The sequence below is a fragment of the Nostoc sp. genome (genome assembly GCF_036918245.1).
Taxonomy (GTDB): domain Bacteria; phylum Cyanobacteriota; class Cyanobacteriia; order Cyanobacteriales; family Nostocaceae; genus Nostoc.
In genome coordinates this window covers 48,532-65,051 of sequence record NZ_JBALEF010000017.1, presented here as the reverse complement: position 1 = coordinate 65,051, position 16,520 = coordinate 48,532, and the positions used below count along the sequence as shown (strand labels likewise).

At 40.2% G+C, this 16,520-nt stretch carries 11 protein-coding genes and 1 tRNA gene; 7 read left to right on the top strand and 5 right to left on the bottom strand.

Annotated features, from left to right (window positions below):
• Positions 1–129: 129 nt before the first annotated feature.
• From V7L12_RS03250 to V7L12_RS03230, 5 genes are all read left to right on the top strand, one after another.
• Positions 130–1,368, top strand: coding sequence for a glycoside hydrolase family 10 protein (locus V7L12_RS03250; protein WP_335082098.1), 1,239 nt, complete (start codon positions 130–132; stop codon positions 1,366–1,368).
• Positions 1,368–1,931: a hypothetical protein gene (locus V7L12_RS03245; RefSeq protein WP_335082096.1), complete on the top strand. Its 564-nt coding sequence runs from the start codon at positions 1,368–1,370 to the stop codon at positions 1,929–1,931. Before V7L12_RS03250 ends, V7L12_RS03245 begins: the two co-directional genes overlap by 1 nt.
• Positions 1,932–2,256: 325 nt before the next feature.
• Positions 2,257–4,506: a GAF domain-containing protein gene (locus tag V7L12_RS03240; protein WP_335082094.1), complete on the top strand. Its 2,250-nt coding sequence runs from the start codon at positions 2,257–2,259 to the stop codon at positions 4,504–4,506.
• Positions 4,507–4,569: 63 nt separating this feature from the next.
• Positions 4,570–4,641: transfer RNA gene (locus tag V7L12_RS03235), tRNA-Lys, on the top strand.
• 373 nt (positions 4,642–5,014) lie between these two features.
• Entirely contained in the window at positions 5,015–6,436 is a 1,422-nt protein-coding gene (locus V7L12_RS03230; protein WP_335082092.1) for a HEPN domain-containing protein, read from the top strand.
• 437 nt (positions 6,437–6,873) lie between these two features.
• On the opposite strand, the gene V7L12_RS03225 is transcribed toward V7L12_RS03230, so the two are convergent.
• Entirely contained in the window at positions 6,874–8,160 is a 1,287-nt protein-coding gene (locus tag V7L12_RS03225) for a homoserine dehydrogenase (RefSeq protein WP_335082090.1), read from the bottom strand.
• A 135-nt stretch (positions 8,161–8,295) separates the two neighbouring features.
• Positions 8,296–9,642: a ferredoxin--NADP reductase gene (gene petH, locus V7L12_RS03220; protein ID WP_335082297.1), complete on the bottom strand. Its 1,347-nt coding sequence runs from the start codon at positions 9,640–9,642 to the stop codon at positions 8,296–8,298.
• Positions 9,643–11,084: 1,442 nt separating this feature from the next.
• Here petH and V7L12_RS03215 point away from each other — a divergent pair.
• On the top strand, positions 11,085–12,089 hold the full coding sequence (locus V7L12_RS03215) for a phosphoribulokinase (protein WP_292862757.1): 1,005 nt from the start codon (positions 11,085–11,087) through the stop codon (positions 12,087–12,089).
• A 258-nt stretch (positions 12,090–12,347) separates the two neighbouring features.
• On the top strand, positions 12,348–13,622 hold the full coding sequence (metK, locus tag V7L12_RS03210; RefSeq protein WP_334823962.1) for a methionine adenosyltransferase: 1,275 nt from the start codon (positions 12,348–12,350) through the stop codon (positions 13,620–13,622).
• A 205-nt stretch (positions 13,623–13,827) separates the two neighbouring features.
• Here metK and V7L12_RS03205 read toward each other — a convergent pair whose 3' ends face one another.
• From V7L12_RS03205 to V7L12_RS03195, 3 genes are all read right to left on the bottom strand, one after another.
• Positions 13,828–15,012 (bottom strand): anion transporter, encoded by a 1,185-nt coding sequence (locus tag V7L12_RS03205; protein WP_335082088.1) that lies wholly within the window; start codon positions 15,010–15,012, stop codon positions 13,828–13,830.
• Positions 15,009–15,350 carry an MFS transporter gene (locus tag V7L12_RS03200; protein WP_335082295.1) on the bottom strand — a complete coding sequence of 114 codons (342 nt, stop codon included), beginning with the start codon at positions 15,348–15,350 and terminating at the stop codon, positions 15,009–15,011. The genes V7L12_RS03205 and V7L12_RS03200 overlap by 4 nt, the downstream gene beginning before the upstream one ends.
• Positions 15,351–15,765: 415 nt before the next feature.
• Positions 15,766–16,221, bottom strand: a complete 456-nt coding sequence (locus V7L12_RS03195) for a pentapeptide repeat-containing protein (protein ID WP_334823956.1) — start codon at positions 16,219–16,221, stop codon at positions 15,766–15,768.
• Between the last annotated feature and the right edge of the window lie 299 nt (positions 16,222–16,520).

Below are 16,520 nucleotides of genomic sequence, written 5' to 3'. Positions count from 1 at the left end.
ATTTCAAATATTCTGACTACTGAATTCTGAATTCTGAGTTCTTAATCATCATTTCTTTACATCATCCGGAGGATTACAACTTTATTTTGTAGTTATATATATTCCGATCACACTAGGTAACGCTTACAAATGAATCGGTTTGCTCGACGTTGTGTTTCTTGCTTGCTGTGTTTGGGATTAGTAGTCGCTTTAACAGTTTTTTTACCCTCTTCACTGCCAGTTTATTCCCAAAAAACAAGTCCTTTAACTACAGAAATTCGCGGCGTTTGGCTAACTAATGTTGGTAGTGGTGTACTATTTCTCCCTTGGGGTATTAACCGTGCTATAAATCAATTATCGGCTCTCAACTTTAATACAATTTATCCTGTAGTTTGGAACCGAGGACATACTTTTTATAAAAGTGCAGTAGCCAAAAGAACTACAGGCTCAGAAACTCAACCTTTGCTTAACTTCATGCATGGTGGACAGGATGTTTTAACAAAGATAGTAACACTTGGTAAAAATAAAGATTTGAGAGTCATTCCCTGGTTTGAATACGGATTTATGACACCGCATTATTCACAATTAGCAAGGCGTTATCCTGACTGGTTGACAATTGGGCAAGAAGGTATAAAGTCTACTCAAGATGCCCCCCCAGAAGAAATCGACAATATTTTAGTAACTAAGCTGGCCTGGTTGAATCCTTTACATCCGCAAGTGCAAGAGTTTATTCAAGAGCTAATTTTGGAAGTAGTGAGGAATTACGATGTAGATGGTATTCAGCTTGACGACCATTTTGGGATGCCTGTACAGTTCGGGTACGATCGCTTCACTATAGAACTCTACCAGCAAGAGCATCAAGGCAAAAGTCCCCCAACTGATCCTTTCAACTCAGAATGGATGCGGTGGCGGGCAGATAAAATTACTGATTTTATGGCAGAAATCTACCAAGCTGTCAAGGCGGTTAAACCCAAAGTTAGAATATCTTTATCTCCTAACAATCAAGCTTTTGCCTACAAATACTATTTGCAAGATTGGGAAAATTGGGTAAAAAAAGGTTTAGTTAATGAGTTAATTTTGCAGGTATATCGAAATGACAAAAAGTCTTTTATCGCTCAACTAGAACTTCCATCTATAAAATTGGCTCAAAGTATAATTCCTGTAGGTATTGGGATATCAACAGGAACCTTCAGAAATCCGGTGAAAATGGCACAAGTTAGAGAACAGGTTCAGGTAGTGCGCGATCGCAATTTTGATGGTATCTCCTTTTTCTACTGGGAGAGTCTGTGGGGTTACATCGTACCAGAATCACCCCAACAGCGACGCAAAGGTTTTTTTGAGATGTTTAATGCAAAAACTGTCAGATTATTACAAACAAAGAAACTTTGATGCCATTCGCGCCTAAAAATACTAGATTTGGCTTTACATTGCTGTGGACTTTAGCTACTTTTGGCGGATTTTTATTGAGTTTACTCTTAATTGAAGTCGGTGAAAAGCCAGATGTTGGGGTGGTAGAGGCTGCTATTGGCGGATTTGCGATCGCACTTCCTCAAGGTTGTCTTCTCAAAAAACCTATATTTTGTATCAAGTGGATTTTGTCAAGTCTTTTAGGTTGGAGTATCATCACCGCGATCGGTATTGGTGCAGTGGGTTGGATAGTACCTAGCACTCAGATTCTTCCCCTGAGAATTTTGTCAGGGACGGTTTATGGTGCCCTTGGCGGCTTGGGGATTGGATTGGCACAATCGTTAGCAATTCCCCAGCCTGTAGCGTGGCGATGGATATTTGTCTGTGCGGCAAGTTGGGCTGTTGCTGTCCCCGTAGGTTCTGCTGTGGGAACAATCTGTCGCTACTTAAGCCAGTTATTTTTAGGCGAAGTCATCGGATTAGGCATCACTTGGCTGCTGGTTGGTATCCTCACAGGAATCAATGCTCACAAATTGCGATTGTAACTACCCTTATTAAGAATTATAAATTTAATTGATATATACTTAGGTTTGCACTTGGATATATGCAAATATCTTAAAAAACTGTTAAAAATAAATTGCAGTAAGTTTGCCCTCACCTGCAAATGTATTTTCGCCTTCAAAAAGCAGGATTTTGTTAAGCTGACTTTTATTAGCTTTCCTAGATTTCTGACAAGAAGTAGAGAAAGATCAAAATTTCGATGAGCAACGACTGACAATACTTTGCTATAGGCGCTAAAGTGCATCTACTACAAGCGTAACGACAAGAGAGCGCCTAGAAGAGTCAGTAATACAAGAGTGGGACTCTCGCATGAATATAAATCCAGTGGAATCAACTACGGAGTTGACAAAATTATCACCACCTCAAATTCTTTTTGGCACAGAAGTAGATGAAAAAAGTAGTAGCGAGCAGTTTCTACTAAGTATGTACGATTCTGTGCAGGCATCAATATTTGTAGTAGATGTTTTGGAGGATGGAGATTTTCGATATGTGGCCCTTAATCCTACTCATGAGCGGTGGATAGGGATTCGCTCAGACGATCTCCGGGGCAAAAAACCAGAGGATATTCTCTCTGCTATTGATGCTGCAAAGGTACGTCAACATTATGCTGACTGCGTGCAATTCGGCACAACTATTTCTTACGAACAATGTTTGCAATTCCAGGGAGTTCCCACTTGGTGGAGTACGACTCTCACCCCATTAAAGGATGCTAACTCCAGGGTTTATCGACTGATTGGTACTAGTAGTAATATTACCCCTGTTAAGCAAGCAGAACAAGCAGTTGGACTCCAGGTGGAACGAGAGCAACTGCTAGAAGCGATCGCTGGACGGATTCACCAATCTGTAGAATTAGAGACAATTCTGCATCAGACAACAATTGAACTGCGGCAGTTTTTGAATTGCGATCGCGTGTTAATTTATCGTTTCGAGGCTGATGGTAGTGGAGTAATCATTGCGGAATCAACTGTAGCTGCCAGCGATCCCCTATTGGGAAAAAACATCACCGATCCCTGCTTCACTGGCAAACATCCACAACACTACGGACGAGATTGCATTCAAGTTGTCGAAGATATTTATGCAGCCGGCTTGCATCCTTGCCATATAGATTTCCTTACATCTTTGCAGATAAGAGCCAATCTCGTTGTGCCGATTTTCCAAGAGCAAGATATGTGGGGGCTATTGATTGCCCAGCATTGCTGTGAATCGCGTCAATGGCAGCAAACGGAAACTGACTTACTCAAGCAGTTGGCAACTCAAATCGGCATTGCAGTCCAACAGGCAGAACTTTATCAGCAACTCCAGGATCTCAAAGCCAAGATGGAGTTACAGAAGCATAAGCACATCAGTCAGTTGCAGCAGGTGCGAAACTTTGAAGCCTTGGTGCGACGTATGACAGAACAAATCCGCGATAGTCTGGATCAAACTCAGGTGTTGCAGACACTTACCCAGGAATTAGCAAAGTTACTAAACCTTGAGCGTTGCCAAATTGAACTCTACAGTACCTGCCAAACTCTAGTTACTATTACTTACGAATACGGCATTAACTTACCGCAGTGTCAAGGATTAACTAAACAGATTGCAGACCATCTGGAAGTTTATCAGCCGCTGTTGCAAAAACAACCATTGCAATTTTTGGAAATTGTACCGGGATGGGAACCAAAGTTGCTAGTTATGTCCCAGATGGCTTGTCCCATTTTTGATCCTCAAGGGATTTTGGGAAATATTTGGTTGACAAGGCCATCACAAGAGGCTTTTGACGAATTTGAAATTGAGCTAATGCAGCAGGTAGCAAATGAATGTGCGATCGCCATTCGTCAAGCCCAGCTTTACAAACAAAACCAGGCACAGGTAAAAGAATTAGAAAAATGCAATCAGCTCAAAAACCAATTTCTCAGAACTCTATCCCAAGAACTACGGACACCAATAACAAGCATTAGCCTTGCAGTCCAAACTCTCGAAAGTGTGCTCACACCAGCAGAAATATCAGAGATAGAAATAGTGCCGCAACTCTTGCAGATTCTGCATAACGAGTGTGGGCGAGAAAGCAAGTTAATTAACGACTTACTCACACTCACATATCTCGAAGCCGAACCCGATCCCCCAACCTTGATTGCCATTGACTTTCAAAGCTGGCTTCACCCCATTATCGAGTCTTTTCGAGACCTCACCAACTGCCAGCGACAGCAGTTAAACCTGACTGTAGATCGTGCGCTACCGCCTTTAGAGACAGATATCACTGATTTGGAGCGGATTGTCACCGAACTGCTCAACCATGCCTGCAAATACACCCCAGCCGGGGAATCGATCACAGTCTCTGCTCAGTTGATAGGGGATACAGTCGAGCTTAATATTACCAATTCGGGAATAGAGCTTACCAGCAATGAACTCTCACGGATTTTTGAACCTTTTTATCACCTTTCCAAACACGATCCTTGGAAACATAGCGGCACAGGCCTGGAATTGGCATTAGTGCAGAAAATGGTCAGACATTTAGGCGGCTCAATTTATGTAGAGAGTGCAGCAGGTCAAACCACCTTCACCGTCAAATTCTCCTTTTAATTAGTTTTTTGGGTGCGGCACTAACTAAATTGTCGGAAGTTATGCTATGATTGTTATTCGTGTGGGTGACTAGCTCAACGGTAGAGCAGTAGACTCTTAATCTATTGGTTGCGGGTTCAAATCCCTCGTCACCCACTTCCAGCTATCCAAATTTTCTCTCAGTTTTCTCTCAAGGGATAAACCTAATTTATCCTACGAGACAGAATTGTAACACATAGCTGGAATACAGAAAAATTATAGGTTAGACTTAGTAATATAATTTTTTGATTATAAGTTATTTATAAAATCTGTCTCTAATAATTCCTAAGAACTTGCTAGAAAATAGATTTTTAATATAGATTCGTAAAGAAAATCTTAAGGATATTCAACTCGTTACTAGGTCTGAGTTTCAGCAAATAAGTGCTTTATTGACTCAAATTCCTGAAACCATTACAAGACAAGTACTTTACTTAAGTTTACAAATTATCTCTGAAAGATTTATTTTTGCATGGTATTGACGTACACTGCCATGCAAGTTAAATTTACAACACCATTGCATATATATCTAAAAATGAACAGTTTTGAGTATTCAGGTTTTTGGTGGCTACCTTCTAATCCTGAAGACCAAGTTGTAGGCAACTTAAAATTTTCTAATAAAACCGGATTTTCTCTTGAGCTTATAGGTAGTTTTAACAATTTTAATGTTGCATCATTTTACCAAGAAGAAAAATATCCAATAATTCTTGGTATTGTTAATAATAAATTAATAACTTTATATGATTGCTATCAAAAAAACTATCAAATCTCTTTTCCAGGTTTTACAACTCAAGTATTAGGTGTTAAATTAGCGCTTATTGGACACCATTTTAATATTGAAGAAGAAATAAGGTTTAAAAAAGCTGAATTTGATTTTACTTATTTAAAAGATTTATCACCTCTAATACATGATTTTAATGTTGAAGATGTAGCTGATAAGGTAAAACCTAACTATACTATATATACTAAACGTTTTGCTATTTCAAATGATATAAAAGCCTCCATAACCAAAGGAGATATATACATTAAACAATGTATATATAGTGAAAATAAAAAACACATAATTAATATCAACAAATCTGTATTAATTGAGGTTAAATTAAAACAGCTATCTACAATAGATGAGATATTTAGCGAGTATATCAGCCCTTTAAAAAACTTTATAACTTTAATTTCTAATCAACCTAATTTTATAGAGAAATTGTATGTTTCATTGGATGATTCACCTACAAAGATAGAAATTATTTTTTCTACTTCTAATTATATAGAGAAAAAAAGTGTAAACGAATTCGATTTCTTGTTAAGATTAGAAGACATTGAACAAGATTTCAGTTTAATTATGCAAAAATGGTTCAATTTTTATAATGATTGTCATGACATAATTAATTTATATTTTAGTACTATTTATAACTCTAATTTGTATGCAGAAAATGAATTTTTATCACTTGTCCAAGCATTGGAATCATTTCATAGGAGAATACTTGATAAATCTAGCTTTTATACAGAATCACATAAATTACGTTTAAATGCAATAATTGAAAGCGCTCCTATAGAATATAAAGACTGGTTAATAGATAAATTATTATTTACTCATGAGCCAACACTTTTAGATAGACTAAATGAAACAATTAGTTTAACAAAAAAAACTGTTGACCCTCTAATTATTGATGTCAATAATTTTGTAAAACATGTTAAGAAAATTAGAAACTATCTAACACATTATAATGACCCTTCTGAAGCTGATTTGTTGAGAAAACATGATATTTTTAGAATCAATCAAGTACTTAATTTTACTATAAAAACTTTTCTATTAGTTCAACTAGGATGTACAGCAGAATTTTGTCAGGAAAAAATTTCTCGTGGAAATGAATATAAATATTTAAAAAATTTAATAGAAAAAAAACGTAATGAATAACTTTTCAGAATTACTTCTCCTAATCGAGACTATTAGCATCAATTTCTAGCTTTTTATAAAATTCTAGTTCTACACCATTCCTAGCCACAGGCGATAACATAGCCAAACTCGCCGCCGCACCTAACACTAGGTATAGCCTCGCGCTGGGGTGTAAGTTTATTTTTTAGTTTAGCTTGTATAGTTAACCTAGTTTTACTCACAGCTTGGTCTGTATAAGATGGAGATTGCAATCCTTTGGAGTAATTATAAATTGGAGCAAGAGCGACTTGACGAGCCTCACTCCCGACTCAATACGGTTCGGTTAAGGTTTTTTGATGAAAATTATCGATCGCCAAAGATGCGAAAAATCGCTGTCAAGACGAAAGACTGATCATTGTAGAGACGGCGATTGATCGCGTCTCTTACCTTACCCAAACAGTATTGACTCCCAACTAATCTCAAAGTACACGCAGTAAGCTGGGAATGCTTTCGATCGCAGAGAAATTCCGAATTTCTGCCAAAGCTTGCCGAAAGTTGCCTTCTGGCACATTATGGGTAACAACCACAATCTCTGCTAGTTCCCCTTGAAAGCCTGTTTGGACAATTGACTCTAAGCTAACGCCATAGTTACCAAAGCAAGTACCCAATTTCCCGATAACTCCAGGTTGGTCATTCGTAAGGAAACGGGCGTAAAATCGAGTTATCAAGTCTGCCATCGGCGCAATTTGGCAGTATTCCTGATGCCCACAAGCTAATAATGGATTTGTAACTGCTGTATTAGTTTTGAGGACAGCAACTAAATTCAAAATATCTGACGTGACAGCACTGGCGGTTGCACCAGCACCAGCACCTGGGCCAAAAAACATTACTTGCCCGATAGGTTCTCCTTCGATAAGAATCGCATTGTAAACGCCGTTGATGCTAGCCAAAGGGTGGGCTTGAGGTACTAAAGTAGGATGAACTCTGACGGAAAGGGGGGATGAGGAAGTATCACGTTTAGCGATCGCTAACAATTTAATCACAAATCCCAATTTTTCGGCGTAGGCAATATCTGTTTTGCTCACTTGCCGAATCCCCTCAGTATAAACATCTTGGAGGTTGATGCGTCCCCCGAAACCTAATGATGCGAGGATGGCAATTTTATCAGCTGCGTCTAAGCCATCTACATCAGCTGTGGGGTCAGCCTCAGCATAACCCAAACGTTGAGCATCAGCTAAAACATCATTGAAGTTGCTGCCTTCTGTTTGCATCCGTGTCAGGATGTAGTTTGTTGTACCGTTAATGATGCCTGTTACAGTGTGAATTCGGTTAACACTTAAAGATTGCTTTAAAGGTTGAATCACTGGAATACCACCACCCACAGCAGCTTCTAACATCACGTATACGCCAGCTTGATTGGCAGTGGTGAAAATTTCCGCTCCGAAGCGAGCGATCGCTGCTTTATTGGCTGTGACAACATGCTTACCATTACTTAAAGCTTTGAGAATGAGCGATCGCGCCGGCTCCAGTCCACCCATCACCTCAACCACAATATCTACTGCCGGATCGTTGACAATAGATTCTAAATCTGTAGTTAACACTTCCGTAGACAATTCTACTGCACGGAGTTTATCTAGCGATCGGACTCCCACCCGATAAATTTCTATCTCTTGCAACAATGGGTGACGCCCAGCGCTATCTTGCAACAACTGCACTGTTCCCGTTCCCACAGTGCCTAATCCCAGTATTCCTAGTTTCACACCCATTTTGCACCCAATTTCACCAATAACAATTGTAGGTAGAGCGTTTGCCCTACCTACTGATTATCCTGCTTCCTTTGTCATTTGTCCTTCGTCCTTTGTCTAAAACTAATGACTAATGACCAATGACTAATGACTAAATTAGTAAGTTTCTACGTGCCAGCGATGAGCTTTCTTAAGTTGCTTCTGGTAATCACTCCAGGTTACACCTTCCTTAGCAGCAGCAGTAGTTAAGGCTGCATCAATACCTTCTTCCATACCTCGCAAACCGCAAATGTATGTGTGGGTTTTTTCATTTTTAATTAACTGCCACAATTCATCAGCATGTTCTGCTACGCGGTCTTGGATGTACATTCTACCGCCTTGAGGATTTTTTTGTTCCCGGCTGATGGCAGGAGTGAGGCGGAAGTTATCAGGATATTTTTGTTGAATTTCTTCCAGTTCTTCCTTATATATGAGGTTTGGAGTTGTCGGTACGCCAAATATTAGCCAAGAGAATCCTTTAAATTCGTATTCTGGGTTAGCTGCTTTTTCCGCATCTTTAAACTGACGCCACAGATAAGCTCGCATCGGGGCAATACCTGTTCCGGTTGCCATCATGATCACATTAGCATCAGGGTCATCGGGTAACAACATTTCCTTACCCACAGGCCCTGTAATTTTTACATCTGCCCCTGGTTCTAGGAAACACAGATGTGTGGAGCAAACACCGTACACTGTTTCGCTAGTTTCCGGGTGCTTGTATTCCAACTGGCGGACGCACAGTGATACTGTCTTATCATCTACATCATCACCATGACGAGTTGAGGCGATGGAATATAGTCTGAGTTTTTCCGGCTTGCCGTTTTTGTCTAATCCTGGTGGAATAATCCCAATACTTTGACCTTCTATATACTTCAAATCCCCGGCGGAAATGTCAAATTTAAGGTGTTGAACAATACCAATACCACCTTCTTTGACTAGCGGTTCATTAGATACTACCTTGCCAATAAACGGAGCATTGGGACGGTAAGTGTTAACAGGAATGTCACCGTGGTCTTTTTTGGCTTTCGCTTGAGTCATGGTGTTGCCTTTCTTGTCCTTGTTCTTGAGCTGTTCTTCAGCTGGTGGTTTAGCTAAGTCTTTAGCTTCACTATCAGCATTTACAGGTGTGGCTTTACCATTCCCTTCACTGTTAGCAGTTTCCCCAGATGTAGCTAACTCGCTGACAACGCTTGTAGCACTCCCAAATGAGGCTTTACCATTAACTGGCTGTAGCGCCGTTACAGGCTGGATGCTAACAATTGTGCCGCCTAGACGAGTGATACGTCGCATTTCTTGATTCATCCGGTTGTAAGGCACTCTGATGAACACACTGCCACTTTTCCGAATTGGGTAGTTAGTTTGATCGGTTTCTTCACTCTGACGCAAACCCACTACTTCATAAAGGAAGATGCGGCTACCTAATTCTGTGTTGGCAGCACCCTCAACAGCACCTTGATTGTACATTCGTTCTACCACTCCGATAATTTACTTAACCGTTTTTCAAAAAAAAACTATTCCCATCCCATGCCAGCTTTAGTTTACCGGATTTTCGTTTCACAAAACTGGAGAAAGAAGGAAAAACGGCATCATTAAATTAATGCCTTGCTAAGTACACTCACCAAAGACATGGAGGCATAGCAAAAAACACACCTGTTCACCTTCTAAGGTAAAGGATAAGTCTTGTGGAGAATGTTAATAATGAATCAATTTAATCTTTTTTTCGTTAACTACCACCCCCATCAGGGAGATAGCTTTTTACCTTAGTACCCAAGGAGCAACTCACAATAGCAGATATTCTCAGAGGGCTGCTTTGATCGGTGGAAGCTACCGCTCAGTTTACCTCCAAAATCTGTCCTTGTGCTTGCTTACTCTAGGGGTTTAAATCGGAGAATGCCAAGAGAGGAAGGTTTTCTTCACGATCGGTTTTACTTCTCCAAATCTACTACTCTTCTGGAATGTTGTTAGCTATCTTCATTACCTGTCGATAGATAATTACATAACTAGGACAACTCCAGCTACAAACATAACAAGATAGAGAATCGTAATTCAAGCAACTGTAATTAGTTTCACTTGATGCGAAAAATCTGTCAACCTTGTATCAGTACTTTGCCATAACGTCAACGCTTCTATATGAGCATATCCATAAATTTACAGCCAATAATTTGAGTAATGCAAGTTGTTTCCTCATTCGTTGGATAGATTTTTGCTTTGAATATATTAAGTATTGTCGAGCAGGAATTACAATTTAGGAACATTAAAAAATTTGCGGCAATAATAAATTATACCTTATAGTCTTGATTCTATAGAGTCACAAGTAGCAGAGTGATAAAGGTGCAACGCTGATGGGCGGTGCTGATCCCCATTTTTAAATTAACAACTAAATTAACAAAAAAATGATTGATGAACCATGTTAATTCTTCTTGACAGCAATCTTGTATGGGATACCCCCTTCTGTTAAAATCAAATATATCACTAGGATTAAATACTTACCGGCACCAACATTCAGGCTAGTCCGACGAGTAGCAACTTAAAAGAGAAGGCAGGAGGCAAAGGGCAGATCGCGCAGCGTGTCGTAGACAAGGCAGGAGGAAAGAATTATGAATGATTTTTTTTATTTCTGGGTCAAAAGCCCAGTTTAAAAATAAGAATTGTATTGAGCGAAAAGTGCCGCGAGATTCGAGGCATCTACAGCTTAAATCCCACGCTTTTAAACGTGGGTTACTCCTGTTTCCTACCTCCTGCCTCCTGCCTCCTGCCTCCTGATTACTTTGTTGCCTACCCGCTTGGTGTCTTATAGATGTGCTAGGTAGCAAGAACGCAGGACAAACCAAAGGGGTAAACTCCTGGCTTCAGAATCTGCTGTGTGAAAAATTATTGACACAACTTTAGTATTTTAGAGGAGATTTATGACAAGAAAGCCAGAACGCGTAGTACTGATTGGAGTAGCCGGAGACTCTGGGTGTGGTAAATCTACATTTTTGCGTCGTTTGATAGATTTGTTTGGTGAAGATTTAATGACAGTTATCTGCTTGGATGACTATCATTCCCTGGATCGCAAACAGCGCAAAGAAACGGGGATAACGGCACTAGACCCCAGGGCAAACAATTTTGATCTGATGTATGAGCAAATTAAAGCGCTCAAAAGTGGTGAAGCGATTGATAAGCCGATTTACAACCACGAAACCGGCTTGCTCGATCCACCAGAGCGGATCGAGTCGAATCACATTATAGTTATTGAGGGGCTGCATCCTTTATATGATGAGCGGGTGCGATCGCTAATCGACTTCAGTGTTTATTTTGACATTAGCGATGAGGTCAAAATTGCCTGGAAAATCCAGCGAGATATGGCTGAACGCGGTCATCGCTATGAAGATGTGTTAGCGCAAATCAATTCCCGCAAACCTGACTTTGATAAATTTATCGAACCGCAAAGAGAATTTGCTGATGTGGTTCTCCAGGTATTGCCCACAAACTTGATCAAAAACGACACCGAACGTAGAGTCTTACGGGTACGTATGCTCCAGCGGGAAGGTAAGGAAGGCTTTGATCCAACCTACCTATTTGATGAAGGGTCAACAATCAATTGGACTCCCTGTGGACGCAAGCTGACCTGTTCTTATCCTGGTATGCAACTATACTACGGTTCAGATGTTTACTACGGCCGCTATGTCTCAGTACTAGAGGTGGATGGTCAATTTGACAATTTGGAAGAAGTCATTTATATCGAAACTCATCTCAGCAATACATCCACAAAATATCAGGGTGAATTGACTCACTTGTTACTCCAGCACCGCGAGTATCCAGGTTCCAATAATGGAACTGGTTTCTTCCAAGTGCTTACAGGTTTGAAGATGCGTGCTGCTTATGAGCGGTTGACAGCTACGGAAGCAAAGTTAGCGGTTCAGGTTTAAAGCAGCAGTGTTTGTGTCAAAGCTTAAGGGGCGCTTTCGGGTGCTCCTTTTTTTGTGTTATTAAATACATTTAAAATAAAAAATAATTAGCATACATTATCTTACTTACGGATATTTACTTTATAGTTACTGGTTTTTATCAATATCAAGAAGATACTAACGACTGAAGTATAAATATTGTTATGATTTCAGAAATTAGGAGTTGAACTAAATACTCACATTTAGTCAACGAAAAAACTCTCGATGGAGGAATTTCCTTTGTCTCGTCGATATCTATTTACCTCTGAGTCAGTTACCGAAGGTCATCCAGATAAAATCTGCGATCAGATTTCTGATACCATTCTAGATGCCCTACTGACACAAGATCCTAGCAGTCGTGTCGCCGCTGAAGTCGTAGTTAATACTGGTTTGGTGCTAATCACTGGTGAAATAACTACCAAAGCTAATGTAAATTTCGTCAATCTCGCCCGGAAAAAAATTGCCGAAATTGGTTATACCAATGCTGACAATGGCTTTTCCGCTAACAGCACCAGTGTTCTGCTAGCTTTAGACGAACAATCACCCGATATCGCCCAAGGCGTTAATACCGCCCAAGAAACCCGCGAACAAGATAGTGATGAACAATTTGACAAAATTGGCGCGGGCGATCAAGGTATAATGTTCGGCTTTGCCAGCAACGAAACACCAGAACTGATGCCCTTACCCATCAGTCTTGCCCACCGTATTGCTCGCCGATTGGCAGCAGTCCGCAAAACAGGTGAATTGTCATATCTGCGTCCTGACGGTAAAACCCAAGTAACCGTGGTCTACGAAGATGGACGCCCAGTAGGTATTGATACGATTCTAATTTCCACCCAGCATACAGCTAGTATTGGGGAAATTACGGATGAGGCGGCGGTACAAGCCAAAATTAAACAAGACCTCTGGTCAGCAGTGGTCGAACCTGTTTTTGGTGACATTGACGTTAAGCCTAATCAGGAAACACGTTTTTTAGTCAATCCCACTGGCAAATTTGTCGTTGGTGGTCCTCAAGGAGACTCTGGTCTGACAGGACGGAAAATAATCGTTGATACCTACGGTGGTTATTCACGGCATGGTGGCGGCGCTTTTTCTGGCAAAGACCCCACAAAGGTAGACCGTTCTGCGGCTTATGCGGCTCGCTATGTAGCGAAAAATATTGTCGCCGCTGGGTTGGCAGAAAAAGTTGAAATCCAGCTATCTTATGCTATTGGTGTAGCACGACCAACAAGTATCTTAGTGGATACCTTTGGCACTGGCAAAGTGGATGAAGAAAACTTACTGGAATTAATCAACAAGCACTTTGAACTCCGTCCAGCAGGGATTATCCATACCTTCAACTTACGCAACTTACCAAGTGAACGAGGCGGACGTTTTTATCAGGACGTCGCGGCTTACGGTCATTTTGGGCGTGCTGATTTAGACTTGCCTTGGGAACAGACCGATAAAGCCGAATTGTTGAAGCAAGCAGCGAATGAGTCACTTTCGGCAGTAGTTGCTCAGGCACTGACTTAGACTTATACGCTACTGTAAAAACTTAGTTTATCTACGTGAGGGGATTGGCAACTTGACAAATTACCAATACCCTTATTTTTTAGTAACCACCTGAATATCGAAAAATAAAACAGGATTCAGGAGTCAGAATTCAGAATTCAGAATACTCTACCCATGTTCGTTCAGTGTACCGTAGACTTGTTGACTAATGACTAATTACCAATGACTAAATCCAAAAATAAGTCAGCATGAGAGTCAGGATAGTTAGTGGTAGACCAAAACGTAAGTGTTCCCAGAATGATAATTGATAACCAAGTTTTGCAACAGCCTCAGCAACAATTAAATTAGCAACTGAACCTAACAAAGTTAGATTACCTGCTAAGGTAGATCCTGCTGCTAATAGTAACCAGGTTTTTGTATCTGGATGGGGAAGTAAATGTTGTAGTAACAATACTGCTGGAACATTAGAAACTAAATTTGAAAGCAGAGCAGTAATTCCTAATATGCTCAGGGGATTATAAACTAAATCGCTAAATAAATTCAATATTCCTAATTTTTCTACTCCAGCGGTAACAATAAATAGTCCAGAAAACATCACCAGTAAATCCCAATCTACTTTATTTAAAATTCGTTGCGGTTTGATTCGCCTAGTAATGAACAGTAAACTGGCAGCTACGAGTGTTGCTTGGGCTGGGGGTATTCCAATTAAGAATGCAATTAATAGTCCTCCTGTTATTAATAGGCTTTTAGTAAGTAACGGTTGAAATATGCGGTAACGCACGGAGGTTACACTCGGATAAGACTTAGTAGAACGGACATCAGGATAAAGCCACCACAATAAAGCAATTTGGATCGACAAACTTACTAATACGATGGGAGTCAATGCTTTCGCAAAATCGAGATAACTGATACCAGAGACCGAACCAATTAGAATATTTTGCGGATTACCACTTAAGGTTGCTACTGAACCTAGATTAGTTGCTCCTGCCAAAGCAAGTAAGTAAGGAATAGGATTGAGGTTCAAAGTTTGGGTTAAACCGAGAACCAAAGGAGTCAAAATTAGAGCGATGGTATCGTTCAGAAAAAAAGCCGAGAGAATCCCACTGCCAAAAGTTAAAACAATTAGCAAAGCCAGAGGGCTGCGAGTAAAGTGTGTAACTGTATCAAGGGTTAATTGGAAAAAACCAGCGTAAGCTAAGTTTGTACTGATTATCATCATGCCAAACAGCAAAATCAGCGTTTTATAGTCTATTGCTTGCCATGCTTCTTTGAGGTCTAATACCCCGAATGCCATCAGCAAAGATGCACCAACTAAAGCAATACTGGCTCGGTTCATCCGCAAACCAGGTAGATATCCTAAACCCAAACCTATATAAGTCAGCCCAATGATGATGTATCTGAAAACAATCATGATTTTGCTAGATGCTTGTGACGTGATGCCTTTCTATTAACTCCTATTTTTGTTTCAGGTACACAGAACCAAAAAACTGCTAAAGTCACAACTGCGATCGCTGCTAGAATCAAAAAACCAACATTGTAACCACAAACCCAAGCTTTCACATTGCTCAAACCTGCACCAATGCCAATGGCAGTGTTGAGAATCCCTTGGGTAAGATTAAAGCGTTCGGTGCCTTTAGTCAAATCAGCTACCATCAACACCGAAACACCAAAAATACTGGCTCCAATACCATCCAAAATTTGCACAGAAACGAGAAAATAAGGATAGCTTTCAGGTAAATGCTCAAATATGGCCCAACACCATCGCGCACATCCGCGAGAAAGACATTCAAGTAATCAAGCCATCGCAAACCCTTCTCACTCGGTCTTCGCTGTTTTTGCATAAGTCTTTAATGATATTTTGTGAGCTATGGAGAGGTAACAATACTCTTATACAAAAATCGTGCCAAAGATACTGAGAACCGCTATATTTTCACAACTAATGTAGAGACGTTGCACTGCAACGTCTCTACAGAACGGTATTGCCATAAGAAACCCCCTCTGCTTTTGCCATAGTAAAGTGATTACAAGGCAGAGGGGTTTCATTTTTCTTAATATTTTTGTAGAGGCAGGTTTTAAGGATAATTCTGGCAAAAAACTAGTTTATTTGATTTAAAACCCGCCAAAACCTATGTTGTATTAATTTTAAGCTGTGTACTCAGTTGGGCTATTTCCAATCGGGAATTTCAGCGTCTTCTCCACCAATCCCGATTCCAGTGTTAAATATTTCCGCATCAGTAAGATTTAGATCGTTCATTGATGCTTGATACACATTAGAATCGTGAATCGTAGCACGAGTAAAATTTACTCTGTTGAGATTGACTTGCTTCAAATTCACATTACTTACATAAGCGGATGTTAGGTTAGCACCTGCCAAGTTTGCACCAGTTAAGTCAGCACCTTCGAGGTTAGCTCCTACAAGGTTAGCTCCTTGCAGCTTCGAGCCTCTCAAGTCAGCACCAATTAAATGAGCGCCACTGAGGTTAGCTCCTGATAGATCGCACTTAACACATTCCCCAGTTGAAAGCAGCTTTTGTAAATCCTGTGGATTCTCAGCTCTAACCGAGCTAGCAAAAAATAGGGGAGTTGCTAAGGCAATGGCCGCTAATAGCTGGAGTTTCATAATTTTCCCCCTTAATAATCAAGTTGCGTCCGTTCTGTCCCTCACAACTCTATTATCTCACTAAACTTCGTGAGGTCAATCTATCTTGTGACAATCTATCTCCTGACAAGTTAGTTGTGATCTGAAACACAGATAAAAGTGATGCCAAAAATGCCATTAATTCCGATCTGTTGGCGATTTTTACCAAAAATTCCTTAAAAAATGCCAGTATTAAATCACTATTAAATCTTTTTAAAAGTAAAAACTGGTGCTACTTGCTATAGCTAGTTAAAGAAGTATTTATACTTATCAATTGATGG